Raw genomic sequence first — 26359 nt, forward strand, 5'->3', positions numbered from 1 at the left:
ACCGTCGCGATCCGCCGCGGCCCGGCTGCGAAGCGCTTGCGATCGCTCCTCGCGCCGCTCCTACACTCGCGGGCATGGGATCGGCCCCGACGCTTGTTCAAGTGACCGACACGGTGTACCTCGCCCAGGGCGAGGCCGTTAACTGGACGCTGGTCGTCGACGGCACTGGCGTGCTGCTGATCGACGCCGGGTACCCCGGCGACCGCGAGAACGTGCTGTCGTCGCTGCGGGAGCTGAGCTACGGCCCCGGCGACGTGCGCGCCGTGCTGCTCACCCACGCACACATCGACCACCTGGGTTCGGCGATCTGGCTCGCCCACGAATACGGCACCGCCGTGTACTGCCACGCCGAGGAAGTGGGCCACGCCAAGCGCGAATATCTGGAGCAGGCATCCGTTTTCGATGTGGCGCTGCGTATTTGGCGGCCACGCTGGGCGGCGTGGGGCCTGCACGTGCTGCGCAGCGGCGGCCTGATCCGCGACGGCATCCCCTCCACCCAGCCGTTGACCGCCGACGTGGCGGACGGGCTGCCGGGCCGGCCGAGGCCGGTGTTCACCCCGGGGCACACCAGCGGGCATTGCTCGTACGTGGTGGACGGGGTGCTGGTCAGCGGCGACGCGCTGATCACCGGGCACCCACTGCTGCGCCGGGGTGGTCCGCAGCTGCTGCCCGCGGTGTTCAGCCACAGCCAGCAGAATTCGCTGCGCAGCCTGGACGCGCTGGCGCTGCTGGACACCGAGGTCTTGTTGCCCGGGCACGGCGACGTGTGGCGCGGCCCGATCCGGGAGGCGACCGCTCGGGCGATCTCGCTGGCTCGGTGACCGCCGATTCGGGGCCCGATCTCGCTCCGGTGACCGATCGACGGCAATAGGCCAAAGACGGTCGTCCGGCGGGCACGAGCAGCCCTGGCGAAACTGGCTGTGAATTCACGGCTTTGAGTGTGAATCGTCGGCGTTGAGTGTGAACCTAGGGCGGGTGCTGTCGGCGTGTCGCCGCCAAGAATTCACACTGAAAGCCGACGATTCACACTCAACCGGCGACGGCGAAGGCGACCCGGCGACGGCCAAGGCCACGCACACGCTCAGGTCAGCCACTTCTCGAACGCGATCGGAACGAACGGGCCCCACGACGGCAGCGGGTCCGGTGGTATCCGGGTGTATCCCGTCGCGTCGTAGAGCGCCTCGGCCTCGGGCTGCCGGTTGCCGGTGATCAGGTAGAGCCGCCGATAGCCGCGCGCCAGGGTTTCGGCCTCCAGCGCCGCCAGCAGCGCCTTCGCGTAGCCGCGGCGCCGGTGCGCGGCGTCGGTCCAGATCCGCTTCAGTTCCGCGGTGTCGGCGTCGTAGCGGCGAAACGCGCCGCCGGTCACCGGCACGCCGTCCACCACGCCGATCAGCAGGCCGCCGTCCGGCGGCGCCAACTCGGCCTCCGGCACGGGCAGCCAGGTCAGGTGGGTGCTCGGCGTGCCGCCGTACCGTTGCGCATACTCGACGGCCAGTTCGGCCAGCAGCGGTTGCGCCAGCGGGTCGTCGTGGGCGGCCGAGAAGAACCGCAGCTGGCCGTGGGGCGTTGATTCCGGCATCACCAAGCATCAAACGCGTGTCGCGGTGACGTATTCCGGGATGAACTCCGAGTCGCCGGGCCCGGTCCGTCGCCGGCCGCCCAGGCCCATCGCACCCAACAGTTCGGCGATGCGGCGGCCGGTCGTTTCCCAACCGTGGGACGCCAAATAGTCTGGCACATAATGGTATTCACCGGGATAGGTCAGGCTGGCCAGGTCGACGTCCAGACCGCGCTGCCGCCAGCCCTCGACGAAGGCGCGCTCGGCCCCGAGCTGCAACGGATTCCACGTGGGCATGTGGTCGGCGGTGAACCGGCTACCGGGAGCGCTCGACGCGGTGACGGCGTCGAGCAGTTGATTCTGTTCGCCCGGTGGCAGGTACCCGACGAGCAACTGCTCGGCGACCCAGACCGTGGGCTCGGCGGCGTCGAACCCGACCCGGCGCAGCGCCGCCGGCCAATCCTGGCGCAGCTCAACGCCGACCGCGCACCGGCGGGTGGCCAACGCGGCGTCCAGTCCGCGCAGCACCTCGGCCTTGAAGTCGAGCACCTGCGGCCGATCGATCTCGTAGACCGTGGTGCCCTTGGGCCACCACAGCCGGTACGCCCGGGTGTCCAGGCCCGCCGCCAGGATGACCACCTGCCGGATCCCCGCCAGGCCGGCGCCCGCGAGGAATTCGTCCACGAACCGCGTGTGCGCCGCCAGCACGTCCATCAGCGCCGTCATGGCCGGGTCGTCGCCCTCGTCGGCCGCGAAGACGTGATCCTTGATCGCGCGGGTGAGGTAGTCGATGCCGACGGCGGTCACCAGCGGCTCGGCGAACGGATCGTTCAGCAGGCCCTGGTGGGTGGCCACCGCCCGCGCCGCCGCCCCGAAGGTCGCGGTCACCGCCAGGTCGGCCGTCTGCGCCATGGTCGTCTCAGACCCCGGAGCGGCGCCGCAGGGTCAGGCCGGCGACCACCCGCCAGCCCAGCAACAACAGCGCGGTGACGGTCGTCGCCACCACCACGAAACTTGCCGCCACGCCCGCGGAGCTCGCCTTGCGCAACAGCATGCCGACGACCACGGTGGACAACCACACGACGACCCCGGTCGGCGCCACCGCGGTCGGCCGCCGCCACGCGCGGGACACGAGCCACCCGACGACGGTGCCGGTGAGAAACGGCCACGCCGTCACGGCGACGCCGGTGATGTCGAGACCTTCGTCGTGGCTGCGGCGCCCCACGGCGCAGAACACCAGCACGCCGATGACGTCCACCGCGAGCCAGGCCGGCCGTTGGAGCCTAAGCATGCAGCGAGACTACCGGGACGACGCACAATCCTTGACCGTGCAGCGGTGGTGAACCTAAATTCGTCCGCAATGAATGTCCATTCACTGCGGCGGTCCGGCGTGGTAACCGGCGGCCCGGCGGTGGCAGGCTGAGGGCATGAGCACTCAGACACCGCCCGCCTTCGACCGCGACGACCCGCTCGGCCTCGACGCCTCGCTTTCCAGCGACGAGCTCGCGGTGCGCGACACCGTCAGGGAATTCTGCGCCGAGCACGTCCTGCCGCACGTGGCGGAGTGGTTCGAGATCGGCGACCTCCCGGTGCGGGAACTGGCCAAGGGCTTCGGCCAGCTCGGCCTGCTGGGCATGCACCTGGAGGGCTACGGCTGCGGCGGCGCCTCGGCCGTGCACTACGGGCTGGCGTGCGTGGAGCTGGAGGCCGCCGATTCCGGCCTTCGATCGATGGTCTCGGTGCAGGGTTCGCTGGCCATGTTCGCCATTTGGAATTTCGGATCCGAGGAGCAGAAGCAGGAATGGCTGCCCGGCATGGCCACCGGCGAGGTGCTCGGCTGCTTCGGGCTGACCGAACCCGACGTCGGCTCCGATCCCGCGGCCATGAAAACCCGGGCGCGCCAAGACGGTTCGGACTGGGTGCTCAACGGCCGCAAGCTGTGGATCACCAACGGCTCGGTGGCCGACGTCGCGGTCGTCTGGGCCGCCACCGACGACGGGATCCGCGGCTTCATCGTGCCCACCAAGACACCGGGCTTCTCCGCCAACACGATTCATCACAAGCTGTCGCTGCGGGCCTCGATCACCAGCGAGCTGGTGCTCGACGACGTGCGGGTGCCCGCCGAGGCGATGCTGCCCGAGGCCAAGGGGCTGCGCGGCCCGCTGTCCTGCCTGTCCGAGGCGCGCTACGGGATCGTCTGGGGCTCCATGGGGGCGGCGCGCTCGGCGTGGCAGGCGGCACTGGATTACGCCACGCAACGCACCCAGTTCGGCCGTCCCATCGCCGGATTCCAGCTGACCCAGGCCAAGCTCGTCGACATGGCGGTCGAGCTGCACAAGGGCCAGCTGCTCTCGCTACACCTCGGCCGCCTCAAGGACAGCGTCGGGCTGCGACCCGAGCAGGTCAGCTTCGGCAAGCTCAACAACACCCGCGAGGCGATCAAGATCTGCCGCACGGCGCGAACCATATTGGGCGGCAACGGGATATCGCTGGAATACCCCGTCATCCGGCACATGGTCAACCTGGAATCGGTGCTGACCTACGAGGGCACACCCGAGATGCACCAGCTCGTCCTCGGCCAGGCGTTCACCGGCAGCGACGCCTTCCGCTGACAGGAGACCGATGGCCACCCGCCTGGAATACACGTCCGAGCATCACCAGTTCCGGGAATTGGTGCGCGATTTCGTGCGGCGGACGGTCGTGCCCAATCACGAGAAGTGGGAACGGGACGGCCAGTGGGATCGCTCGCTGTTCATCGAAGCCGGAAAGCTTGGGCTGCTGGGGTTTTCGGTGCCCGAGCAACTGGGTGGCCCGGGCGTGGCGGACTTCCGCTACAACGCGATCGTCATCGACGAGTTGCAGCGGGCGGGGGCGGCCGCCGAAGCCATCGCCTTCACGCTACAAAACGATGTGGTGCTGCCCTATCTCACCGATCTGACCACCCCCGAGCAGCAACGGCGCTGGCTGCCCGGCGTGGTCAGCGGCGAGACGGTGCTCGCCATCGCGATGACCGAGCCCGGTACCGGCAGCGATCTGGCCGGGATCCGCACGACGGCGGTGCCCGACGGTGACGACTACGTCGTCAACGGCGCCAAGACGTTCATCTCCAACGGACAGATCGGCGACCTCTTCGTCGTCGCGGTGCGCACCTCGCCGGACCGCCACCACGGGCTGTCGCTGCTGGTGGTCGACCCCGCCACACCCGGCTTCTCCCGCGGCCGCAACCTGGAGAAAATCGGCCTGCACGCCCAGGACACCAGCGAGCTCACCTTCACCGATATGCGGGTGCCGAGGGCCAATCTGCTCGAGGGAGAGGGCAAGGGCTTCTACCAGCTGATGAACAACCTGCCCCAGGAGCGGCTGGCGCTCGGGGTGGGGGCGGTGGCCGCCGCCGAAGCCATCCTCGCCGAGACGCTCGACTACGTGCGTGACCGCACGGCGTTCGGCTCGCCGATCGCCAGCTTCCAGAACAGCCAATTCGTCCTGGCCGAACTGGCCACCGAAATCGACATCGCCCGCACCTATCTCGACGACTGCCTCGCCGAGCACCTGGCGGGCGAGCTGACCGCCGCGCGCGCCGCGCGGCTGAAGTGGTGGACCACCGACCTGCAGGTGCGCACCGCCGACCGCTGCCTGCAGTTACACGGCGGGTATGGCTACATGCGCGAATACGGCGTGGCGCGCGCCTTCGTCGACGCCCGCATCCAAACCATCTACGGCGGCACCAACGAGATCATGAAGACGATCATCGCCAAGGACCTGGGCATCTGATGGCCGTCGACTACAGCGAGCTTCCGGTCGAGGTGGCGGTGCGTGCGGCCCGGGCCGAGTCGCGGCGCCGCCAGGTGCTCGACGCCGCGGTCAAGGTCATGGGCCGCAACGGGTTTCACCAGATGTCCATGCAGGAGCTGGCGGCCGAGGCCAAGGTCTCCGTCGGCCTGATCTACACCTACTTCGGCGGCAAGGAGGACCTGCTGCTCGCGACGATCGTGCGGATCCTGGACGCGTTCCGCGATCAACTGGCACCGGTCATCGCCGCGGCCGGCGACGACGTCGTCGACCAGCTGAGGGCGGGCGTGCGCCGCTACATCGAGATCGTCGACGCCAACCTCGACGGCGTGGTGCTGACCTACCGCGAGAGCCGCACCCTCGGGTCGCCCGGCCGCAGCCAGATCAAGGACCTCGAAATCGCCACCGCCGCACCGCTGCGCGCGGTGATCGAGGCGGGCATCGCGCGGGGCGTCTTCCGCGGCGTCGACGTCGATCTCACCGTGTTCGACATCCTGCTGCTCGCCCACGGCTGGGCGCTCAAACACTGGCACTTCGGGACGAACTACAGCCTCGATCAGTACATCGCCCTGCAGACGCGCCACGTGCTGACCGGATTGATCGCCGACGACCGCCGCGCCGACTACGCAGACGTGCTGAAATAAAGGTCATGAGACTCACCGCGCGCCGGATTCGCAGCACGATCGCGCTGCTGGCCCTGGGCGCCGCCGCCGGCGTGCCCGCGGCGGGCGCCGACCCCACGGCGGCCCTGCCCGCGATGACGTCCAGCGGCAGCGGGCCGATCATCGGCGGCGGCTCGACGGCCGGACAGGGAATCTCCCAGCAGCTCTTCAGCTTTGGCAACCCTAACGTCGTGCAGGAGGTGGACGGTTCGGACGCGGCGCAGTTCATCAACGCCGCGGCCGGGAACGCCAACCAGCAGCTGTCGGGCCCCTTCGCCCTGCTGCGCAGGGCGCTGACCTGCCAGACCAACAACGCCGGCTTCGGCGCCCGCGCCTACCGGCGCAACGACGGCCAGTGGGGCGGCGCGATGGTGGTGGCGGCCAAGAGCGCCACGCCGAACGTCGACGGCCTGGTCGCCTGCGCCAAGACCAACTGGCGCAAGTCGTCGGCCGGTGGCGAAGCCGCGATGTGCAACAACGGCTGGACCACCCCCACCTCGTACGAAAGCCGCCGCGGCGAGACGTATTACATCCTGCTCGCCGGCACCGCCGCCGACTTCTGCAGCGACCTCAACGGCAAGTACAAGACCGACGCCAACGCGTGGCCGTTCTAGGCCCCGAGCGCGGGTACCACGGCCCCTGCGGTGAAACCAATTGCCGGATCGACACTTTCGCCGCGACCCGGACACCGCCGGCCCGCGCGCTCTTTTGAATTCATATCCGCTGTGCGCACGCCGCCCCCGAGTAGCGGTTGAATAGCGACCCAATATAGCCCCGCCGGGATAGCGGCGCAGGATATTTCCATTTCTCGCCGGTGCCCGATTTTGCTGAAATTGAATTCACGCCACCGCCGCCGCGTACCGCCGGCGATCGCGAATCGTCGGTTTGACGAATCGAGCGGCAATATTCACGAAATCCCTTAGCCGCGAGCGGTTGACCGCGTAAACTCGCCCGCGTCGGGCATCAGACAATCGTCTCCCAGACGAAGGGGGTTCTTATGTCACGTCGTACCGGCAAAATCGTCCTCGCCTTGGTCATTGCTCTCGCAGCACCGATGACCTCGGCTTGTACGGTTCCGCTAGTTATCGACTGCGGACCCGGTTTGACCTGCACCGGATAGCGGTGCAGTAACCGAAAAGCCACAAAGCAATTTGTGGCTTTTCGTTCGCATAAAACTTCGCGTAGCGAAGATCAACGGGTGACCGGCCGGGGCCGCGACACGCGCCGCTGGCACGGCGCGGCTCCGGTCGGGATCCCGTAGTACACAGGGCCTTTCGGGTGGTCGCGGGGCGCCTTGGCGCGCAGCCGCTCACCTGTGATCTCCAGACACGTTCTCCTGCAACGGGTTTCACCACGTGGCAGAGGGCCGCCGGCCATCTGTGGTCGTCGCGCGCGGCGTACGCCTTCGGTCCGATGCTCGCCTTTCTGCGGGGTGGCGTCGTACGGTGGACATGCGCTGGGGAAGATCGGCACCCAGGCCCACGCAGAAGGGACAGGCATGTCGCGCCATCGCGTCGTCATCATCGGAAGCGGCTTCGGCGGGCTGTCCGCGGCCAAGGCGCTCAAGCGCGCCGACGTCGACATCACCGTCATCTCGAGGACCACCACGCACCTTTTCCAGCCCCTGCTGTATCAGGTGGCCACCGGCATCCTCTCCGAGGGCGACATCGCGCCGACCACCAGACTGATCCTGCGCCGTCAAAAGAACGTCCGGGTGTTGTGGGGCGACGTCTCGGCCATCGACCTCACCGCGAAGACCGTCAGATCCCACCTGATGGGCATGGAGACGGTGACGCCCTACGACAGCCTGATCGTGGCCGCCGGCGCGCAGCAGTCCTATTTCGGCCACGACGAGTACGCCGCGTTCGCGCCCGGGATGAAGAGCATCGACGACGCCCTGGAGCTGCGCGGCCGTATCCTGGGCGCGTTCGAGGCGGCCGAGGTCGCGACGGACCCGGCCGAGCGCAAGCGCCGGCTGACCTTCGTGGTGGTCGGGGCCGGGCCGACGGGTGTGGAGTTGGCTGGTGAAATCGTGCAGCTGGCCGAGCGCACCCTGGCCGGCGCATTCCGGACGATCACTCCCAGCGAATGCCGCGTCATCCTGCTGGACGCGGCGCCCGCGGTGCTGCCCCCGATGGGACCGAAACTCGGCCTCAAGGCGCAACGGCGGCTGGAGAAGATGGATGTCGAGGTGCAGCTGAACGCGATGGTGACCGCGGTCGACTACATGGGCATCACCGTCAAGGAAAAGGATGGCAGCGAGCGCCGCATCGAATGCGCGTGCAAGGTGTGGGCGGCGGGGGTGCAAGCCAGCTCACTGGGCGCGATGCTCGCCGAACAGTCCGACGGAACCGAAACCGACCGCGCCGGCAGGGTAATCGTCGAGCCCGACCTCACCGTCAAGGGACACCCGTACGTCTTCGTCGTCGGCGATCTGATGTCGGTGCCCGACGTCCCCGGCATGGCGCAGGGCGCGATCCAGGGCGCCAAGTACGCGGCCACCCTCATCAAGCGCGCCGTCAAGGGCGACGACAACCCGGCCGAACGCAAGCCGTTCAAATACGTCAACAAGGGCAGCATGGCGCTGATCTCGCGCTACAGCGCCGTCGCGCAGGTCGGCAAGGTGGAGTTCGCCGGATTCATCGCCTGGCTCGCGTGGCTGCTGCTGCACCTGTACTACCTGATCGGCCACCGCAACCGGCTGGCCGCCATGTTCGCCTGGGGCATCTCGTTCCTGGGCCGCACCCGCGGCCAGATGGCCATCACCAGCCAGATGATTTACGCCCGGCCGGTGGTGGACTGGCTGGAGCGGCAAGCGCAGGACGGGACGCTGGCGGCCGCCGAGCACGTCGACTCCGCCGAAAAACAGGCCGGCTAGCCCAACGCCCGGTCGATGTCGGCGATCAGATCGTCGGTGCCCTCCAGCCCGACGGAGATGCGCACCACGCCGTCGCCCAGCCCGATCGCCGCGCGACCCTCCGGGCCCATCGCCCGATGCGTGGTGGTCGCCGGGTGTGTCACAAGGGATTTGGCGTCACCGAGGTTGTTCGAGATATCGATCAGCGCCAGCTTGTCCAGCACCTCGAAGGCCCGCTGTTTGGCCACGCCGTCGGGGCAGTCGAGCGCGAAGGTGATCACCGTTCCCCCGCCCGACATCTGGCGCTTGGCCAGGTCGTATTGCGGGTGCGAGGACAGGTACGGGTAGCGCACCCAGCTCACGGCCGGATGGCTTTCCAGGAACTCGGCGATCCGCAACGCCGACGAATTGCTGTGGTCCACCCGGACCGCCATCGTCTCAAGCCCTTTGACCAATACCCAGGCGTTGAACGCGCTCAACGCCGGGCCGGTGTGCCGCATCAGCTTCTGCACCGGGCCGTCGATGTACTCCTTGTCGCCCAGAATGGCCCCGCCGAGCACCCGGCCCTGACCGTCGATGTGCTTGGTGCCCGAATACACCACCACGTCGACGCCCAGGGGAATGCCCTGTTGCAAGAGCGGTGTGGCAAAAACGTTGTCCAACACCACCTTTGCACCCGCGGCGTGGGCAAGCTCGCACACCGCGGCGATATCGACCAGCGACTGCATCGGATTCGACGGCGTCTCGAAGAACACGGCCGTGGTGGGCACCGACAATGCCTGCTCCCACTGGTCCAGGTCGTCGCCGTCGACGAAGACGGTCTCGACCCCCCACCGCGGCAGGATCTCGTTGCACACCACGAAACAGGAACCGAACAGGCTGCGCGAGGCCACCAACCGGTCCCCCGCCCCCAGCAACGCGCCCAGCGAGGTGAACACCGCCGCCATGCCGCTCGCGGTGGCGAACGCCGCCGGCGCCCCCTCCAACAGGCGCAGCCGCTCCTCGAACATCGTCACGGTCGGGTTGCCGTAGCGCGAGTAGACGAAGTGGTCCACCTCGCCGGTGAACGACTGCTCGGCCACCGCCGCCGACTCGTAGACATAGCCCGACGTCAGATACATCGCCTCGGCGGTCTCGTCGAATCCCGAACGCAACAGCCCGCCGCGCACACCGATGGTCGCCTGGCTGACTCCCTCGGGCAACGCCGCGGGCGTGCGAATGGAATCGTCGTCGGCCGGGGTCATCGCCGTGTCAGCCCTGCTTCCAAGGCAATCCGATGGCCCGCCAACCGGTTTCGCCCCGGTGACCGTTCGCGTCGAGTTGGCCCTCGAAGCCGTCCAGGATGTTGTAGGCCGGTGTGATGCCCAGCTCCGTGGCCACCTCGGCGGCGCCGATGGAGCGGTTACCCGAGCGGCACAGGAACAGCACCGGACGTTCCGCCTCGCCCTGCGCCGGCGCCACCTGCTCGCGCAGTTGCTCGCCGAATTTCTCGTTGCGCCGCCCGTCGGACGAATTCCACTCCAGGAACAACACCTCGCGCCCGAGGCTGGACAGATCCGGCACACCGACGAACCGCCATTCGGCGTCGGTCCGCACGTCGACCAGCACGGCGTTGGGGTTGTCGCTGAGCATCTTCCATGCCTCCAGGGGCGAGATGTCCCCCGCGTAGGAGTGTGCGCGCTCTGTGCTCATGCTCGTTTCCCTCGTTCTTCGTACGCGTTGTCAGCCACACTATCCGCGCCCGGGCGGTCCAGCCCCGGCCGGATTCCCCCCGGACCCACAGCGATTACCTGACCTGAGATGGTATCGAGGCCCCCGCCGTACCCCGCTGGCGGCGGTGCATTCCCGCCCAACGCCGGCCGGGCTCAGGCGGGTGAGCGCGGCGCCGCCAGCCGGCCGGCGACCTGGCCCGCGCGCTCTCGCGCCGCCGTCACCTCCGGGGCGGTGGCCAGGGCCCGGTAACCGCGCCCGAGGACGCGCAGGTCGCTTTCGGGCACGCTCAACGCCCCGCTCAACGCGGCGCGGTCATGGGAGTCGACCGGCTCGATCGCGCGGGTGGCGGCCGGCGACACCATCATGGTATCCACCGGCAGGCCCAACACGGTGCGGGCCTGCAGCTCGAAGGCCGACAGGCGCTGGCTGCGCAGCGTCACCCAGGCGCTCTCGGTCGGGTGTGCGGTGACATCGACGAAATACACCTCGTCGCCGTTGATCATCAATTCGACCGCGAAGACGCCGCGGCCGCCCAGCGCCTTGACGATCCGCGCGGCGATCGACCTCGCGGCGTCCGTCGCCGCCGCGCTCAACTTCTGGGGCTGCCAGGATTCCAGCACCTGACCGCCGGAGTCGCGATGACCGATGGGCGAACAGAATTCGATCGCCGGGCCCGCCGGGCCGTCGCTGCGCACCGCCAACAGCGTCACGTAGCACTCGACCTCGACCACGGTTTCGGCCAGCACCCGGGGCTGGCCCGGCCCCGCATGACCGCCCACCGCCCGCTGCCAGGCCGGCCCGAGGTCTTCGCGGCGCGCCGCCACCGACTGTGCGGATCCAGTCTGACCGGCCACCGGCTTGACCAATAACGGATATCCGGCGTGCGCGCCCACCGCCTCGAGTTCGCCCAGCGACCCGACGAACCAGAACGGCGCGGTGGGCAGCCCCAGCTCGTCGGCGGCCAAGCGGCGCAGGCCCTCGCGGTCGGCGCTGAGCCGCACGGCGCGAGCGCTGGGCACCAGCACGGGGTGGTCGCCACCGGATCCGGCGGCGAGCTTCTCGAGGGCCTCGACCGCGACGGAGTCGGTCGCGGTCACCACGAAGTCGGGGTGCAGCCGCTGCAGCGCCGCGGACAGCTCGGTGGCGTCGCCCAGCGCGAGCACCAGCGCCTCATCGGCCACGCCGTGCGCGGGCGCGTGCGGGCGGGCGTCGACGGCGACCACCCGGGCGCCGAGGCGCCCCAGGTCGATCGCCAGCTCCCGGCCGATCTCGCCGGCACCCAGGAGCACCACCGTGGGCCTGCCGTCGGCGGGGGCCTCGGCGCGTGCCGGGGCTTGCTGGGGCACGACGAGCGCCGTCGTTTCGTCGTCCCGTCCGTCGCTCACGCCGTCAGTCACGGGTCAAGGATAGGTCGGTTGCCGCCGCGGGCCGCCGATCTCAGGGCTGGCCTGGGAGTAACTGCACCATCAGGCCGTTGGCCTCGGCCAGCAGCGCGTCGTCGGCGTCGGTCAATTCCGCGGACACGAACGCCTTGCGCCCCTCGGTGCTGGTGACCCGTCCGCGCACCACCAGCGGCGCATCGATCGGGGTGATCTTGCGGTAGTCGACGTGCAGGAACGCGGTCCGGCTGATCGGGCGGTTCGAGGCGTGGGAGACCATCCCGAACATGTGGTCGAACAACAGCGGCAGCACGCCGCCGTGCACCGCGTAGTTGCCTCCGACGTGAAACCGGGTGAAGCGGCCCCGCATCTCGCAGCCGTCGGGCTCGTAGCGCGTCAACGTCCAGGGCGGCAACAGCAGGCTGCCCATGCCGGGCAGGTCGGGTGTGCGCCCCGCGGGCGCCTGGCCTTCCACGGCGGCCTGGAACGGGCCCAGCAGGTCGGTCAGCGCCGTGACACGGTCGGCCGCGTCGTCCCACACGTCGTCGTCGGGGTCGGCCGACACCGCGAGGTCCTGCAGGCGCCGCATGGCCGCCACGAACCGCCCGAAGCCCGGGCCCGGGCTGGCCACCCCGTATTCGGGGAAGCCGCCGTGGTGTTCGTAGTCGGGGTCGAGGTCTTTGGGGTCCTGGGCGGCATCCGTCACGGGCGGGCTGCCAGCACGTCGCGGCGCACGATGGTCTGTTCCCGCCCGGGGCCCACGCCGATGCACGAAATGTGGGCTCCCGCAAGCTCTTCCAGCCGCAGCACGTAGTCGCGCGCCTTGGCGGGCAGGTCGTCGAATTCCCGCGCGTGCGAGATGTCCTCCCACCAGCCGGGCAGCTCTTCGTAGATGGGTTCGGCGCGCGCCAGGTCGCTTTGCGTCATCGGCATCTCGTGGATGCGCGCCCCGTCGATCTGGTAGCCGACGCACACCGGGACCGTCTCCAGGCTGGACAGCACGTCGAGCTTGGTCAGGAAGAAGTCGGTGATGCCGTTGACCCGGGTGGCGTAGCGGGCGATGACGGCGTCGAACCAGCCGCAGCGCCGGCGCCGTCCGGTGGTGACGCCGAATTCCCCGCCCGTCTTCGACAGGTATTCGCCGTTCTCGTCGAACAGCTCGGTCGGGAACGGGCCCGACCCGACGCGGGTGGTGTAGGCCTTGAGGATCCCCAGCACGGTGGTGATCCGGGTGGGGCCGATGCCCGACCCCACGGCGGCGCCGCCGGCGGTCGGATTCGACGACGTCACATACGGATAGGTGCCGTGGTCGACGTCGAGCAGGGTGCCCTGCGAGCCCTCCAGCAGGACGGTCTCGCCGGCCTCCAGCGCGGTGTTGAGCAGCAGGCGGGTGTCGGCGATGCGGTGCCGAAAACCCTCGGCCTGCTCCAGCAGCGCCTCGACCACCTGGTGCGGGTCGAGCGCCTTGCGGTTGTAGATCTTGACCAGGATCTGGTTTTTGAGCTCCAGCGCGGCTTCGACCTTATGCGTCAGGACCTCCCGGTCGAGCACGTCGGCGACCCGGATGCCCATGCGGGCGATCTTGTCCTGGTAGCAGGGACCGATGCCGCGGCCGGTGGTGCCGATCTTCTTGTTGCCCATGTAGCGCTCGGTCACCTTGTCGATGGCGACGTGGTAGGGCAACAGCAGGTGCGCGTCGGCGGAGATGAGCAGCTTGGAGGTGTCCACCCCGCGGTCCTCGAGGCCCTTGAGCTCGTCGAGCAGGACGCCCGGGTCGACCACCACACCGTTGCCGATGACGTTGGTGACGCCGGGCGTGAGCACCCCCGACGGGATCAGGTGCAGCGCGAAGTTCTCGCCGGTGGGCAAGACGACCGTGTGCCCGGCGTTGTTGCCGCCCTGGTAGCGCACCACCCACTGCACTCGCCCACCGAGCAAATCGGTGGCCTTCCCTTTGCCCTCGTCACCCCATTGGGCGCCGATGAGGACGATTGCCGGCATGACACGCTCCCACCTGATCTCGCCTGCGTATTGTGGTCCAGCCGGTAAGACGGACATACAAGCAGGTCAACATGGTAACTAGCCCAGCAAAACAGGCTCGGTGCTATCCCGATGTTATCTGCTTCGCCCGTTCGCCCCGGTTCTCCGTTAGTTGTCAAGCCCATCTCGAAACAGGAGAACCCTAGCAATGAACACCACCGAATTATCTCAACAACCCGAACCCGGCTACACGGCGGCCACGGCAGCGAGCGACGGCCTATGCACAGCCCTGAACGACCTTGCCGACATCGGGAGCCTCATCGACCTAGCCGCCTCGCGCGCATCCAGCGCAGCGACGCTGCTGGAAGACTCTCGCTGCTCGCGGGCCATCGAGCTACTAGAACTACTGGACGTCGCGCGGCGCCACGCCGAACGGCTTAAGGCGGTCGTCCTCGGGGACATCCGCGCCCTCGGAGCCGATGGGGCAGTTGACGCCGCCGTGCAGCGCCAGCACCCAGCGGGCGGTGCGCGATGATTCTGGCGGCCATCGTGTTCGGGCTCTGGCTCGTCGCCTCGCTGGCGTCAGGGTCACTTCGCACCGCAGAATCGCGCCGCAAGATGGCGCGGGACGGGGCCATCGTGCTCGCGGTGATCGCGGCCATCGTGGTCGTCTCATCGTTGGTGGGGGTAGCTCACGCGGACCCCGGCCCGCCGACACCTGGACCTGGCTTCGCGCAATGTGGGGACCAGCTCGTGCCACTCGATCCACGGGTGTCGACACGTGACCCATGGGGGACGCTGATGTACGAGCAATTCCTGCGAGCTTTTTGCGGACCAACCACCTGAGTCATCCCGACTCACGACAGAGGCACCCGGCCAGATTGACCGGGTGCTCTCTTTTAAGCGGAGACTAGGGCGTCCGTGCGTACGAATCGGTCAATGGACTCATCAGCGTCATCCGTCACGACGCTGATGGTCATGTAATCACCGCGCACACGGAGCACCGTGCCCTCGATGACACGAGGTCCGAACTGGACACGTACGCGGTCCCCGGGGCGTGGCTGTCGTCTTTGGCTCACAGTCCTCTCCCTTCCCTTACCACGGCTTAGTGCCCGTTAAGTCCAACAAGTATGCACCTACAACCCTATCCATGCCGACAGAAGCGCCGTTCAGAGAGCTGCGCCACCGACGGAAGGTTGCCAGAGTGAGCCCATGGTCGCGGTCGGAACTAGCCAACTTTTGCGCGTCGCTATGCGCGATGCCGTTTCTCGCGTCATTCAGAGCTTCCAGCGTCCGCACCCACTTCGGACTTTTCCTCGGGTAACGCGCCTTCAGTTCGTCACTTATCAGGATACCTAGGGTCGCAAAGTCTGTAACCAAAGCGCTAAAGTCCGCATTCCCCTTGTCCAGTCGGCGGTCCTTACTTGGTCCCCTGGTTGACGAGATGGTGCGCTCCCTAACCAGCGCGTCCAGGACTACGGGGACGGCCTTTGCGTTACCTGGGACGGTTTGCAGACTGTTCGCGATGTGGATCGCGGCGTCCTCATGCAGATCACGGCAGAACCCTTGAAATTCAGCTGCGAGCGCAACAAAGAGGGCACGATTCAGGTGCTTCGTGTTGTACTTCCGGCCACGCTTACGGCCTGTGATCTTGCCATGGATTGAGTCCAGGCTATCCAGCGCTTCAGCGCGCTCCACCTGCCACCTATCCAGAGCGTCGGACATGAGAAGACAGTAGAACTTACGCGACGATCACATGGCCGATTATGAGCGCAATTTGCTTTTTTCTAGCGTAACCGCGCCCCTACCCTTGCGGCTCCCCGGAAAGCGCAGCGGCGACGTCGGCAAGTTGGTTGGCCAGCCAGATAGCCTCGGTACGGGTCATCACGAGTTTGACTGTTCCGACGAGCATTTGAGCTCGGTGGGCGTCACACTTGCTGATGACGGGATTGACTTTCGCCGATGTCCATCTCATGGCATTTCCTCACGGCCTTCCGGCATGGCGCATCATCTGTAGCCGCTGACGTGAACTTGCTTCGTTCATAAGCTCATTCACATCCTTAACGGTGACGTTCTCGATAACCGTCCGATAGTCATACGAGGCGCCCTGTGTGGGATCGGGCCTCATGTTCGCGCCCTTGGCGACCGCGCCGAGTGCACCCCACTGCTCTGGAGTGAACACCGCCAGCGGCTCGGGAGCATTGGACTTATTGATGCCGATCTGGCCAGGCATCAGCCATCCACCATCGTCATAGACATTGGGCATATCCAGGGGCAGAAAGTCCAACGGGCCAGGCGGATTTGAAGGCTTCGGCGCGGGAGCCGGTGCAGCAGGTTGCACACCGGCCGAGGCAGGCCCCTTTGGCATAGGACCGGCATTGATATCAGGGACCTGGGGCGCCGTCTGATTAGTTCCCGACAAGGCCGGTGTGCCCACCGCCGCAGGCGTGAAGTCCCCCGTGCCCGGTGAAGCGATCTGCGCGGGCGAGCCAACTGGCTGCTGACCGGGTAACTGTCCTGGCTGCACCGGCCCTGCTGGGTTCATGCCCGGCTGGTTAGCGGCGGCCGGATTGTCCTGCGACTGTTCGGCCTTTTCGCCCGTCGTCACTGCTGCGGCCTGGCCCGGAAGTTGAGGCATGAACTGCGTAGGGTCGGTCTGGAAGAACCGGGGAACACCGAACGGCATCAGGATTTCAGTGGCAGCGTCCCCGGCAATGCCCGCCATCTGGAAGCCGTATTGCACACCACGCTTGGCCGCCTGGGTACCGATACCGATAGCCGAACTGGCCGCCGCACCCGCCGCGCCACCAGAGCCCGGAGCGAACGCATTGGCACCCATGGACGCCGCCTGGGATGCAGCGGACGCGGCCTGATCGATCAGACCGTTGATGGCCTGGGCGCCCATCTGCAGCGAGCCCGAAATGAAGCTGGTGCCGGCCGCACCGCCACCGCCCGCTCCGGCCGGGATGTAACCCTGAGTGCGCAGGTCTTTTCCGCCCGGCGCACCGAACAGGCCTTGCATCGCGTCGTTACCCTGACCCTGCCCTTGGCCGAGCAGCGCCCCCATATCGATACCCTGCGGCGGCGCCTGCGACCCGGCCAACTGATCCTGAGTAAGCACTAGCTCAGGCTTTCCGGTTTCATTGTGCGCCAACGTTAATCCGGGCGGAAGCAAACCGCCATCATCGTATCCCTTGGGAACCAAGTTCGGATTGGCTTGCTGCACATTGGAGATACTTCCGTAATTGGCTTGGATGTAACGGATTCCAGCCGCGATATTCGCTACAGGATCATTGATGTCACCCGCAGTTCCAGGCACATGGTAGGTCTGAAAATTGCCTGGGATGAGCTGCATCAAGCCCTGCGAAGGGTGGCCCGCCTTCGCGTTACTGTCCCACAGATTGATAGCGGACGGGTTACCACTCGACTCACGACCGATCAAGGTTTTCAGCCCTGGCGTCCACGATGCATCAACGCCAGTGATGGCCTGCGCTTGCGCAATCCACTGGTCCAAACCGCCGCCGCTATTTCCGCTCGGCGCGGCTTTCGGGGCACCTGGGCTACCCAGGGCGGCAAATGGGTCCATCGAGCCCGTGGCGGCCGTATAGCCCGGTTCCACGGCCGGGGCAGACCCCGGCAACGGAATCGCTGACACCCCCGGCTTGGCAGTAATAGGGCTCCGGAAGCCCTTGGTGGGGTCGGGGCCATTCGTTACCGGGCCTAATGCCTGGTCGATGATTCCAGTTCCGGGGGTCAGGGTGTGGAACCAGTCTTGCGCGTTGAAGCCCTTCTTGCCCTGAATCTGATCGAGCACACCACTCGCACCCTCTGACCATCCGGGGATGGCCTGCAGCATGGCGAACGTTGCCGCGAGCGGACCAGCAGCCGCCGAAATCGCTTCCAGACCACCCGCGATCTTGCCCGAGTTGCCCGCCAACGACATTAGGCCTTCAGCCGTACCCTCGATGCTGCCCTTCAGGCCCAGGAACTCGTCTTGCAGGGGCTGCGCCTTCTCAGCCAAGTCCTGGACCGTTTTCGCGGCATCGCTTTGGCCGATCTTCGTCAAACCGTCCGCGACACTGGACAGTCCCCCGGCAACGTCGTGGCTTTGCAACGCCTTGAAGCCATCGGCAAGGGAGAGCACCCCGTCGACGGCAGGGGTTATGTAATCATCCTTGAAGCCCTGGACAGACTTGCCCATGTCCTGCAGCCAGTGGCCGACACTGGATTCCCCAACCATAGTGCCGAGCGCCCGGCCACCTTCAGCAGCCGCATGGACCAGTGCATCAGATAACGACTTACCGCCATCCTGAGCGGCGTTCGAGATGCCATCGCGAATGCTGTCCGCTATGCCCTGGGAGGATTCCTTTGCGGCGCCGGTCATTTCGTCCGTGATGGACTCGATGACATTGATGGTCGCCTGCTTGACGCCCTCGTAGAGGACATCGCCAATCTCACCAGCGGTCTTTTTGGAATTGCTTAGCTTTTTGTCCAGCTCGGTGACAGATTTGTTACTCTCATCGAGTTTCTTGCTAGCCTTAGTTAGCTCGTCGCCAAGCTCTTTGGTCGACTTCTTCGCTGCCTCAATGGATTTGGCGGTGTCGTCAGTGCCCTTGGCCAGGTTTTTACCAGTCTCGTCACCGGCCTTTTTGGACGCCTTTTCCAGGTCGGTGAGATCCTTGGTAATTTTCTTCAGCGCATCGGTGTACTCGATATCAAGCTCGATGTACCCGGAAGCTAGCTTCGTACCCTTGGCCACGATCAATCCCCTTGTATTCCAACGCTTTTCGCAGCCAATTGAGCGGTGAAAGTTGTTGTCTTTCTTTGTTTTTCGTTTTGTTTTGCCGTTTTCTTTTGGTATATAGATGCAGCGCGACCCGGCCTCGCGCTCATTGCACCGTCAAAAAATCGAATCCCGTTGTGCTGCAAGCATTCCCGATTTCCAATTGTGTTGTCGCACAACAACTTACGATTGGTTCGCCGCCCGATGGCAAGGCGCTCCGAGCTGGGCAGGTGGTTCCTCAAGCCACCAGCTAAGCTGTGTGCGCCCGACCGCGCGATGCACCGCACTAGGCTGCGGTCTGCAGTCGCCCCGGACGGTCGTCCCTCGGGCGGCGAAGTCATTTGTCTTCCGCCTTGATCAGCGGCGGCAGCTCAAGTTGTTCAGCAACGATTACCAGTTGCTTCGCGAAGTCCAGAGTTTCGATTTTGTTCATGCTGAAGCGGAAGCCGGCCAGGGTGACCACGGCGTAACGCTGGTTCTGCGCTACCTTCACGCTAGGGCTGTAGTTGCCCATGATGCGCGCCACGTCAGAAGCCCAGCCGTTTGCGCGCCCAGCGGTGAACGGGATCTAGTCGTTGCTCGGCCCATGTAAATATCGGGGCGTTGATGATGCTGTCCATGTTTGGGGTGCCGACGCTGCGGCTGCGCACTGCCAGCACTTCGGCACCGCTGTATGCCGGGTTCTCTACCAGTGCAACGTGATCGAGGAATGCCTCAACCACACGCCGTGTCCGGTTGTAGCGGTCGCTGATGACGCCGCTGGGACGGTTGTACGCACCAATCGACGCGGATAGACACCCCTCAGCAGCCAATCCGAGACTGTCGTCACCAAGAGCAGTGTTCGCAATCCTGATGTCTGCCACCAAGCCGCGTGGATCATTGGGGTAGAGAGCGACAACTTTTCCGATGGTCTTCGTCTTGTCGTGGCCCCTGTTGACTCTGATGCTAGTTGGGTCAACGTTTTTCAGTGTGTTGTCGAAGGCGCCGCGAGCAAACGTCTCCGTCCACAGTTCGCCGCGATGTTCGACGGGCGTGGGCTGCTCGTAGGGGACGACGCAAACGGTGATGATCCGCTCGTCAAAGCTCACCCCGAGGACTTCGGCGCCCTCTGTGGCACTGCGGAGTTGCAGAGTGCTCATTGGCGCCAACCTGCGCCAGTCCGAGCCAACGTCTCTGCGTGTGGATCGCCCGTGCGGGCGGCCGCGAGTTCGCGTTCACGTCGTCGCTGCTCACGGAGTCGGGCGTGGTGCTCGGCTTCCGCGCGACGCCGCTCGGCTTCAGTGGCCTTCGCCGCGTCCCTGTCGGTAATGAGCTGCTTAACGAGGGGCGCCGGGACGTAGCGCATGCCCGCATCATCTCGGATGAGTGAGCCGTTGACTTTACGCTCAACTTCCTTTGTGCCACAGCCCAATTCGGCAGCGACGTAGACCAATGGGTAGGCGTCGTCATTCACTTGATTTCCTTCCAGGGGGTTGCCGCTGGTCATGGAAATCCAGCAGTGCTTATTCGCTGATCCGTCTGAATGGACGAATCGATCAATGTCTAGGGAATACATCGAGGGTTTACCACACGCTGGGCAATATGGCGGTTCTTCGTTTCGAAGGTCTTCGCGACGGCGGCACGTGAGGCACTTAAATTGGCCGTTGCTGTTTCGATCACTGCGCCTGCGATGGCGCGCTACCGATAATGCGTTCATGTTGATTTCCTTTTATTGAGTTTTGCGATGAAATCGCATTTCGTGCGCAGCCACATCCAGAATATCCGAAGTTGTCAAATAGCACGCCGACGTGTAGCGATCTGCTTACGCCACTGCAGCGCCAAGGAATCGGCTACCTCTGCCAGCGTGGGCGTCAGTGGGGCAGCCTGCTCAACGGTGCGGCAGGATTTCTTCCGCACTGCAGTGACCTTGCCAGCGACCACCGTTCCGGGCGTGAAGCTCTGCCCGGCCGCCCACTGCTCGCAGCGTGCCAGGGACGGGCACCGTTGGCAGATTCCTAGCGCCTGTGTTCGTTCTGGGCCATCTTTCTCGGCAGCCCGGTCGAACAGCTCCCACCGGCCGGTACAGGCGGCGCCTGGAAGCTCTGGGGAAGAAATAGCGGCGAGGAAAGCTGAGGCGGCCGCCATGACGCCGAGTATGGCGCGCCATTCACCCGCGCGCGTAGACGTTCTGTCGAACTGTCGAACTGTCGAACTTGGCTGAAGATCGACAGATAGACAGTTAATTGTTTACACGCGTAGCTGCTATACATACTGGTAGAGGCTGAGTTCGACAGGTTCGACAGTTCGACACATCTACGCGCGCGTGAGAAATGAGTTCGACAACTGTGGCACGCGTCACTTAACCGGCTTGGTCGTCTTCGGGCAATAGAAGCCATACGTCGGGTTATCTATTTCGCCACGCTTGTAGAGCCGCTCAAGCATTTTGCTCGCAGAGTTACTGCTGGTGGCTATCCCGCTTTCGACAACGGCTGCAGCGCCGGTCTCACTTCGCGAGTTCACCAAATCGAGCAACTGGCGCATCTTGGCCGACAACCGCCGCTTGCCATCACCGGCCGCCAGAATGTCGCCCACCGTCGTATCTGACTCCCCGGTGATCGTGAAACGGGGCATGGACGCGCTGCGCCCGCTGTCAGCAGTAAACCATTCCTCTGCAATTTCATAGGTGAGCGATAAATTTCCAGGTCCACATGAATTCTTCACTTGCGACATGACGCGTTCGGGCTCGGCCTCGGGGTCTTTTGCAAAGCCGAATACGCAGCGCGCCACTTCCCCGAATGCGCTAGACCCATTCACCGAGGCGACAACATCGCGCCCGTTCCCCTTATTCAGGTGGACGACGCCAACGACGGTGCCGTTGATCCGGTTTGCGATGCGTACCCACGGCGCGACCGCTTGCCGCAATTCGTTGTTCCGGTAAATATCGACTTTGGCGCCGATGGTGGCCATGATCGGGTCCACGATGACGACGGTGACACCGGCCGCCAGCAACTGCTCTGACAGCTTCTGCTCGTCGGCGCCAGAGAGTAGGGCGACGGCTTCGCCGTTAATCTCGACCTCGGGAAAGAGGATGTTGTCTAAGTTGGCGCCGATGACCTGCAGGCCGGGCTTTACAACGAAGTCAAGCGCTTCCTCTGGTGCGATATAGGCGATCCTCTGCGGCTGACCTTTCCAGCATCCGTCAAGCTCACCCTTGCTCCACTGCGCCGCGAACCACCGGGCGGCTGTTGATTTCCCGGCTTCCGGGCGCCCGGCGAATAGGGTGAGCACTGCGCGTTGAATGCGTCCAGCGCCCTCGTACTCCCACACCCAATCGGGGATATCGCTTTCAATGTCCTTGGCCGGGACGAGTCGCAACACTCGCTCGAAAGCGTTCGGCTCACCTGAGTCATTTGACTCAGCCCGCTGAGGCGTCGTGTTATCTGTTGCGTGCCAATCGACTTCGGACCAATCGACATGATGCGTCGCTTTATCTAGTCCGCGGTGTACGTCCCTGACGATCTGGCTGAGGGTTTTGTTCCCTCCGGCGTGGCCGTTGGTATTTGATGCGCCGATGATGGCTTGCTCCACTTCATCGCGGTTCAGCAAGCCGTCATTGACGAATCCCCCCAGGCGCCAGATGGCTGTGTTGGTCGCGTCGTCGCGGGTGCCCATGGTGGTTCGCGACAGATCGTCAGCGATCCGATTGAGCGCCCCAACGGCGTACTTGCGTTTCAGGTTGTCGTTCGGCTCTGCAACGATATTGACGCGCTTGGCTTTTCGTTCTTTATGCCAGGCTTTGAGCGCCCCCACGTTGTACGTGGCCACTTCGGGTGGCTCAGGCCCCAGGTATAGCTCAATGCCGTCCTTGACGGCGGATTCAACTAGGTGCCATTGCTTGGCCCTGGTCCCAGGGAGTATGTCCCACACCATCAACTGCCTGCTGTCGGGAACTGGCCGCCAATCGCTCTTATCATTCATGTCGTCAACTCCGGTTCAACCCCCGGTTGGGAAGTGGTGAGCCCAGTCGGGGGTTGAACTATTTCCAGGTGCAGCCGGAACCAATTATGGTGCAGGAACGCCTAATTCAGGAAAAGCTCGCATGTCTGCACCGCGAGTGCCACGACATCAAGCCCGGGCTCAGCGTCGAGCGCCTGCGTTATTCGATCCAAGACCGTGGCGGGAATGTCGGCGTTGGGTAGCGGCCGGATCTGATCGCGCGGATAGCGTCGCCGATGCTCGTTCAGCATTTCAACTTGCTTGTCCGTCAATACGTTTCGAAATGCGGTGATGACGGTTTCGCCCGTGTCGCCGTGGCGTACCAGATAGGCGTTGATGATGTCGCTACTCAAATAGCCGAATCACCGGATAACCGGCTGCATCAGCGCCTCTAGGTCGTCGCGCTTGATTCGGATGACCCGAGACCCGTTGATACGGAACGCTTTCAACTCTCCGCTTGCAATGCACTTCCGGATGAGCTTTTGGGAGACGCTGAATTCTGTTGCAGCGTAGGCAATGCCGATAAACCTCGGCTCAGGGTGTCTAGTGTGGCTCGACATGACCTCAGGTTGACTCCAATGCCCCCGAGGCGCAAACGTCCCTCACCGAGCCGGTTTATCTATATCGGAATGAGTTACAGATACTTTGACCCCGTTGCAGCTGATCAAAAATCAGCGGTTCCGATGAATCAAAGGCTGGTCAATACTTTTGGTGAGACACGACTGCAGCTAACCTCTAGTCACACCAAATCCGTTGCAGTTGAGTCACAATGACTCACCTGCCGTGGAGTCAGAGTGGTGCATATCACATTTAGTCAGAGTCGGATGGTTGCTTTTCGGCCAGCCTGGACAGCGCTTCAGCCACGGCAGCGTCCCTCCCAGAGACGGCCTGCTGATAGATCAGCGATGCTTGGACGGTACTGTGACCAAGCCTTTCCATGGTCTCCACCAGGTTGCCGACACGCGCAGTCTGCGTGCCGCAGAAATGGCGCATGTCATGTACCGTGACGCCCTCGCGGCCAATGGATTTCAAGGCCCTCATAAAGTGCGTCCGAAATGTCTTGTCGTTTAGGTGGTCACATACCCCGCCGCGCGGAGCGGTGAAAAGCAATGCCTCGCCGTCCCTCGCCACATGGGTCTTCAGGTGAAGTGCGATGTCGTCGCGAATATGGGGCGGAACGATCACCGGCCGACCTAAACCGCTCTTGGGCGTATCGATGAAGCAGCCGCCACGATGGGTGACTCCGCGCGCCACGGTGATCACGGCGCAGTCCTTATCGATGTCTTTACGTCGCAGCTCGGTCACCTCGCCATACCTCAGGCCGCACCAGGTGCTGATCAGAATGAGCGCGCGGAACCGCTGCGGCTCGATCACCTCGGCCAGCTTGGCAACCTCGGGCACAGTCAGGATCACGGGCTTGCGTTTACGCCGGACCTTCGTCGCGCCCCTGATCGTGCAGGGGTTGGCCGGGATCAGTTCGTCGGCCACCGCAGTCGCCAGCATCGCGTGCAGCAATCCGTATGCGTGAGAGCGCATCGTCGGACTGTCCTCCCCCAGCGCTGCGTGCCAGGAACGCACTGCGGCGGGCGTCAGACTGCTGATCGGCACGGCGCCGAGCGGCTTAAGGTGCCCCTCTAGCAGAGCCTCGTATTGCGCCCTGGTCCGCGCCTTGAGGGGCTGGCCGTTGACTGTGCGCTGTTCTATCCATGTCTTGCCGTATGTGGCCAATGTGATCGGTTTGGCCTTGCGTGCGGCGGTGCGCTCGGCGGGTGGCGTCCATGCATCCAAGTCGATCAGTCGGCGCTCAGCGGAGAGCCAGTGTTCGGCGTCGAGCTTGGTTCCGAAGGTGTGCGGCGCGTTGTGGCGTGCGCCGTCGTGAAGGTAGCTTGCATGCCAACGTTTCTTGCTGCGACCACTGGGGCGTATCCATCCCCAACCGCGACGGCCTTTCTTGCCAGCCATATCAGCGCTCCCGGTGATGTTATCTGTGTGTCATGTCGCCAGGGTCAGCCACGGTATCCCAGGGCACTAGCGGACATTGCCACTGCTGCCGTACAGTCTGCTTTGTGGCTGGTTAAAGCGTCAAACACGCTGCTACGGCCATAGCGGAGAATTTACCGGGCCGGCTAATTGTGGTCCAGCCGGTGACCCACCCTAGCCTGGCGACCACGCGGGCCGCCGGTGGCCGGCTGCGGAGCCGGGCAAATCAGCTTAAGCCAGGAGACGCCCCGACCGGTGCACTTGCCGACGCGGGCGGTTTGGTCGCGCACACACCGGTCCGAGAAGACGCGTCCAGCATCAGGCACAGGCCGTTGGCGCCGCGGGCGCTCCTTGCGCCCGACCAGCCCGCGTGCACCGGTTTCCCGTTCCAGCTGATCAGCGTCCAGCCATCGTGGGGGCTGCCCTCGATCACGACGATGCCCGTATTGGGCAGCGGATCGAAAAGCAGGAGCAACGGATCGGGGTTCTTCACGCTCATCATCGTGCCGACGCCGATGGCGAACTCGCTGGAGAACGCCACCTCGGTGATCCTGCCGTTGGCGGCGCGGACCGGGTTGGCCACCGCGCTCGTGTACATCGTCTGCAGCGCGTCACCGAAGCCGCCGGCGTTGGTCGCGGCGTTCCCGTACACGGTTTGCAGCGCCCCGTTGAAACGCCTGCGGAACTCGAAGCCGTTGGAGTCGGTGGAGCCGGGGGCCAGCATCGGCACGATCCGCAGCCCGAGCAGCCACGCGACCGGGGCCAGCAGATAGGCCAGCCCGCCGAGGCTGATTTGCGGCTGGCCGTTGAAAGCGCCGGCGTCGATCTCGTTGAGCCCCGGCAACGCCTGCACATTCATCCCCAACGCGGAAGCCAGCGGCGCCGCGGTCTGCTGCGTCCTGATCAACTGCGACGCGAAGATCGCGGCGACCGGACCATTGGCCGCGAGGACGCCGGCGACGGCCTGAGCCTGTTGCTGACCAAGCGCGGTGAGCGATGCCCCCGGCGGCGCCGTGTCGATCAGGCTCGCCGCGTTGGCCGTCGACTGCCCGTGCCGCACCAAGTCGATCACGATCGATTCGTCCGCCGAGGCCGTCGCAGATCCACTGCACGCCAGGACAATCGAAAGCCACACGGCCCCGACGCGGCGCAGTTGCCTCTTCAGCACCGCAAGTGCGTGGGGCCGGCACCCGACGCGACCAATGCGGTTCGCGCGGTTGACAAGACGACGGTAAATCGGCGAATGGTAGTTCTCCGTTCCCTTAACCACTCGTGGCGGGATTCCGCGCAACGCCGGCCCTGTGGCAGGAGTAAAGTATCCGGTTGTTTACCGGCAGCGTTGCAACAACTTTCGCAGTCGACACCATGTTGTGACTGTGTCGTTATCGCGAGCCCTTCCGGCGCCGCGGCCATCTTTGGCCAGAGATGCTGGTAGACAACGGCATTGAGCACCGCGTGATTGGATGGACTGTGACGCAAGGAGATCGAGCCGTCGCGGCCCTGCTGTTCGGCCAACGGCCCCGCTACCGGGCCTTGCGGGGCATGCACACCCACCGGGTGGTCAGCGAAACCGACATCGATGCCGCCATCGGCCCGCATCGGCGGCTGGTCGTGGTGGGCGACGACGCCGGGCTGGCCGCGGTGCTGACCCGGCTGCTGCGCGCCGAGCGGCTCGACATCGAG

General features: G+C 65.2%; 25 protein-coding genes and 1 pseudogene. 9 read left to right on the forward strand and 17 right to left on the reverse strand.

Annotated elements, in window-relative coordinates:
* The first annotated feature begins 74 nt into the window (after positions 1 to 74).
* Positions 75 to 821 carry an MBL fold metallo-hydrolase gene (locus tag DQP57_RS03745; RefSeq protein WP_112631702.1) on the forward strand — a complete coding sequence of 249 codons (747 nt, stop codon included), beginning with the start codon at positions 75 to 77 and terminating at the stop codon, positions 819 to 821.
* Positions 822 to 1081: 260 nt separating this feature from the next.
* Here the strand turns inward: DQP57_RS03745 and DQP57_RS03750 are convergent, their stop codons facing one another.
* The 3 genes from DQP57_RS03750 to DQP57_RS03760 are packed head-to-tail and all read right to left on the reverse strand — an operon-like array spanning position 1082 to position 2849.
* Positions 1082 to 1582 (reverse strand): GNAT family N-acetyltransferase, encoded by a 501-nt coding sequence (locus DQP57_RS03750; protein WP_112631703.1) that lies wholly within the window; start codon positions 1580 to 1582, stop codon positions 1082 to 1084.
* A gap of 6 nt (positions 1583 to 1588) precedes the next feature.
* Positions 1589 to 2470, reverse strand: coding sequence for an SAM-dependent methyltransferase (locus DQP57_RS03755; protein ID WP_112631704.1), 882 nt, complete (start codon positions 2468 to 2470; stop codon positions 1589 to 1591).
* 7 nt (positions 2471 to 2477) lie between these two features.
* Positions 2478 to 2849 carry a DUF3054 domain-containing protein gene (locus DQP57_RS03760; RefSeq protein ID WP_112631705.1) on the reverse strand — a complete coding sequence of 124 codons (372 nt, stop codon included), beginning with the start codon at positions 2847 to 2849 and terminating at the stop codon, positions 2478 to 2480.
* 136 nt (positions 2850 to 2985) lie between these two features.
* On the opposite strand from DQP57_RS03760, the gene DQP57_RS03765 reads away from it, so the two are divergent.
* The 5 genes from DQP57_RS03765 to DQP57_RS03785 all read left to right on the forward strand — a co-directional run bounded on the left by DQP57_RS03765 (position 2986) and on the right by DQP57_RS03785 (position 8887).
* A complete protein-coding gene (locus DQP57_RS03765; RefSeq protein ID WP_112631706.1) occupies positions 2986 to 4170 on the forward strand; it encodes an acyl-CoA dehydrogenase family protein in 1185 nt (394 codons plus the stop codon).
* Positions 4171 to 4180: 10 nt separating this feature from the next.
* Complete coding sequence (locus tag DQP57_RS03770; protein ID WP_112631707.1) at positions 4181 to 5329, forward strand: acyl-CoA dehydrogenase family protein; 1149 nt, start codon at positions 4181 to 4183, stop codon at positions 5327 to 5329.
* Positions 5329 to 5991: a TetR/AcrR family transcriptional regulator gene (locus DQP57_RS03775; RefSeq protein WP_112631708.1), complete on the forward strand. Its 663-nt coding sequence runs from the start codon at positions 5329 to 5331 to the stop codon at positions 5989 to 5991. Before DQP57_RS03770 ends, DQP57_RS03775 begins: the two co-directional genes overlap by 1 nt.
* Positions 5992 to 5996: 5 nt before the next feature.
* Positions 5997 to 6623 (forward strand): hypothetical protein, encoded by a 627-nt coding sequence (locus tag DQP57_RS03780; RefSeq protein WP_112631709.1) that lies wholly within the window; start codon positions 5997 to 5999, stop codon positions 6621 to 6623.
* Between the two features lie 884 nt (positions 6624 to 7507).
* A complete protein-coding gene (locus tag DQP57_RS03785; protein ID WP_112631710.1) occupies positions 7508 to 8887 on the forward strand; it encodes an NAD(P)/FAD-dependent oxidoreductase in 1380 nt (459 codons plus the stop codon).
* Here the strand turns inward: DQP57_RS03785 and DQP57_RS03790 are convergent.
* From DQP57_RS03790 to DQP57_RS03810, 5 genes are all read right to left on the reverse strand, one after another.
* The gene (locus DQP57_RS03790; protein WP_112631711.1) at positions 8884 to 10110 is read right to left on the reverse strand and encodes an O-succinylhomoserine sulfhydrylase; all 1227 of its coding nucleotides are present in this window, start codon (positions 10108 to 10110) and stop codon (positions 8884 to 8886) included. The two genes, DQP57_RS03785 and DQP57_RS03790, sit on opposite strands and share 4 nt — an antisense overlap.
* A gap of 7 nt (positions 10111 to 10117) precedes the next feature.
* Positions 10118 to 10558, reverse strand: coding sequence for a rhodanese-like domain-containing protein (locus DQP57_RS03795; protein ID WP_112631712.1), 441 nt, complete (start codon positions 10556 to 10558; stop codon positions 10118 to 10120).
* A 173-nt stretch (positions 10559 to 10731) separates the two neighbouring features.
* Entirely contained in the window at positions 10732 to 11976 is a 1245-nt protein-coding gene (gene purT / locus DQP57_RS03800) for a formate-dependent phosphoribosylglycinamide formyltransferase (protein WP_112631713.1), read from the reverse strand.
* Positions 11977 to 12016: 40 nt separating this feature from the next.
* Positions 12017 to 12664, reverse strand: a complete 648-nt coding sequence (locus DQP57_RS03805; protein WP_112631714.1) for a PaaI family thioesterase — start codon at positions 12662 to 12664, stop codon at positions 12017 to 12019.
* Complete coding sequence (locus tag DQP57_RS03810) at positions 12661 to 13959, reverse strand: adenylosuccinate synthase (protein ID WP_112631715.1); 1299 nt, start codon at positions 13957 to 13959, stop codon at positions 12661 to 12663. The genes DQP57_RS03805 and DQP57_RS03810 overlap by 4 nt, the downstream gene beginning before the upstream one ends.
* A gap of 187 nt (positions 13960 to 14146) precedes the next feature.
* Between DQP57_RS03810 and DQP57_RS26780 the strand changes: the two genes are divergently transcribed.
* Positions 14147 to 14473, forward strand: coding sequence for a hypothetical protein (locus tag DQP57_RS26780; RefSeq protein ID WP_165821743.1), 327 nt, complete (start codon positions 14147 to 14149; stop codon positions 14471 to 14473).
* Positions 14474 to 15033: 560 nt separating this feature from the next.
* On the opposite strand, the gene DQP57_RS03820 is transcribed toward DQP57_RS26780, so the two are convergent.
* From DQP57_RS03820 to DQP57_RS03835, 4 genes are all read right to left on the reverse strand, one after another.
* Positions 15034 to 15663 carry a hypothetical protein gene (locus tag DQP57_RS03820; RefSeq protein ID WP_112631717.1) on the reverse strand — a complete coding sequence of 210 codons (630 nt, stop codon included), beginning with the start codon at positions 15661 to 15663 and terminating at the stop codon, positions 15034 to 15036.
* Between the two features lie 259 nt (positions 15664 to 15922).
* Positions 15923 to 18697 (reverse strand): transglycosylase SLT domain-containing protein, encoded by a 2775-nt coding sequence (locus tag DQP57_RS27100; RefSeq protein WP_240631665.1) that lies wholly within the window; start codon positions 18695 to 18697, stop codon positions 15923 to 15925.
* A gap of 361 nt (positions 18698 to 19058) precedes the next feature.
* Positions 19059 to 19247, reverse strand: coding sequence for a hypothetical protein (locus tag DQP57_RS03830; RefSeq protein WP_112631718.1), 189 nt, complete (start codon positions 19245 to 19247; stop codon positions 19059 to 19061).
* A 1-nt stretch (position 19248) separates the two neighbouring features.
* A complete protein-coding gene (locus DQP57_RS03835) occupies positions 19249 to 19860 on the reverse strand; it encodes an HK97 family phage prohead protease (protein WP_112631719.1) in 612 nt (203 codons plus the stop codon).
* A gap of 38 nt (positions 19861 to 19898) precedes the next feature.
* Here DQP57_RS03835 and DQP57_RS03840 point away from each other — a divergent pair, with 38 nt between their 5' ends.
* Positions 19899 to 20090, forward strand: a complete 192-nt coding sequence (locus DQP57_RS03840) for a hypothetical protein (protein ID WP_112631720.1) — start codon at positions 19899 to 19901, stop codon at positions 20088 to 20090.
* Between the two features lie 965 nt (positions 20091 to 21055).
* On the opposite strand, the gene DQP57_RS03845 is transcribed toward DQP57_RS03840, so the two are convergent.
* The 5 genes from DQP57_RS03845 to DQP57_RS03865 all read right to left on the reverse strand — a co-directional run bounded on the left by DQP57_RS03845 (position 21056) and on the right by DQP57_RS03865 (position 25811).
* Complete coding sequence (locus DQP57_RS03845) at positions 21056 to 22678, reverse strand: AAA family ATPase (protein ID WP_112631721.1); 1623 nt, start codon at positions 22676 to 22678, stop codon at positions 21056 to 21058.
* A gap of 101 nt (positions 22679 to 22779) precedes the next feature.
* Entirely contained in the window at positions 22780 to 23049 is a 270-nt protein-coding gene (locus DQP57_RS03850; RefSeq protein ID WP_112631722.1) for a hypothetical protein, read from the reverse strand.
* Between the two features lie 9 nt (positions 23050 to 23058).
* Positions 23059 to 23256, reverse strand: coding sequence for a helix-turn-helix domain-containing protein (locus DQP57_RS27600; RefSeq protein WP_112631723.1), 198 nt, complete (start codon positions 23254 to 23256; stop codon positions 23059 to 23061).
* Positions 23257 to 23506: 250 nt separating this feature from the next.
* Entirely contained in the window at positions 23507 to 24658 is a 1152-nt protein-coding gene (locus DQP57_RS03860; RefSeq protein WP_112631724.1) for a tyrosine-type recombinase/integrase, read from the reverse strand.
* A gap of 244 nt (positions 24659 to 24902) precedes the next feature.
* Complete coding sequence (locus DQP57_RS03865; RefSeq protein ID WP_430917873.1) at positions 24903 to 25811, reverse strand: histidine phosphatase family protein; 909 nt, start codon at positions 25809 to 25811, stop codon at positions 24903 to 24905.
* A gap of 335 nt (positions 25812 to 26146) precedes the next feature.
* Between DQP57_RS03865 and DQP57_RS03870 the strand changes: the two are divergent.
* Positions 26147 to 26359: pseudogene (locus tag DQP57_RS03870) on the forward strand (peptidase M50); the annotation flags it as partial.

The organism is Mycobacterium colombiense (genome assembly GCF_003284935.1).
Lineage (GTDB): Bacteria > Actinomycetota > Actinomycetes > Mycobacteriales > Mycobacteriaceae > Mycobacterium > Mycobacterium arosiense_A.

Coding starts and splice junctions, on each gene's coding strand:
- DQP57_RS03820 (WP_112631717.1), bottom strand. CDS start 15,663: ATGTCCGACGCTCTGGATAGGTGGCAGGTGGAGCGCGCTGAAGCGCTG.
- DQP57_RS03795 (WP_112631712.1), bottom strand. CDS start 10,558: ATGAGCACAGAGCGCGCACACTCCTACGCGGGGGACATCTCGCCCCTG.
- DQP57_RS03760 (WP_112631705.1), bottom strand. CDS start 2,849: ATGCTTAGGCTCCAACGGCCGGCCTGGCTCGCGGTGGACGTCATCGGC.
- DQP57_RS03835 (WP_112631719.1), bottom strand. CDS start 19,860: ATGAGCACTCTGCAACTCCGCAGTGCCACAGAGGGCGCCGAAGTCCTC.
- DQP57_RS03810 (WP_112631715.1), bottom strand. CDS start 13,959: ATGCCGGCAATCGTCCTCATCGGCGCCCAATGGGGTGACGAGGGCAAA.
- DQP57_RS03755 (WP_112631704.1), bottom strand. CDS start 2,470: ATGGCGCAGACGGCCGACCTGGCGGTGACCGCGACCTTCGGGGCGGCG.
- DQP57_RS27600 (WP_112631723.1), bottom strand. CDS start 23,256: ATGTCGAGCCACACTAGACACCCTGAGCCGAGGTTTATCGGCATTGCC.
- DQP57_RS26780 (WP_165821743.1), top strand. CDS start 14,147: ATGAACACCACCGAATTATCTCAACAACCCGAACCCGGCTACACGGCG.
- DQP57_RS03745 (WP_112631702.1), top strand. CDS start 75: ATGGGATCGGCCCCGACGCTTGTTCAAGTGACCGACACGGTGTACCTC.
- DQP57_RS03790 (WP_112631711.1), bottom strand. CDS start 10,110: ATGACCCCGGCCGACGACGATTCCATTCGCACGCCCGCGGCGTTGCCC.
- DQP57_RS03770 (WP_112631707.1), top strand. CDS start 4,181: ATGGCCACCCGCCTGGAATACACGTCCGAGCATCACCAGTTCCGGGAA.
- DQP57_RS03785 (WP_112631710.1), top strand. CDS start 7,508: ATGTCGCGCCATCGCGTCGTCATCATCGGAAGCGGCTTCGGCGGGCTG.
- DQP57_RS03765 (WP_112631706.1), top strand. CDS start 2,986: ATGAGCACTCAGACACCGCCCGCCTTCGACCGCGACGACCCGCTCGGC.
- DQP57_RS03775 (WP_112631708.1), top strand. CDS start 5,329: ATGGCCGTCGACTACAGCGAGCTTCCGGTCGAGGTGGCGGTGCGTGCG.
- DQP57_RS03845 (WP_112631721.1), bottom strand. CDS start 22,678: ATGAATGATAAGAGCGATTGGCGGCCAGTTCCCGACAGCAGGCAGTTG.
- DQP57_RS03860 (WP_112631724.1), bottom strand. CDS start 24,658: ATGGCTGGCAAGAAAGGCCGTCGCGGTTGGGGATGGATACGCCCCAGT.
- DQP57_RS03780 (WP_112631709.1), top strand. CDS start 5,997: ATGAGACTCACCGCGCGCCGGATTCGCAGCACGATCGCGCTGCTGGCC.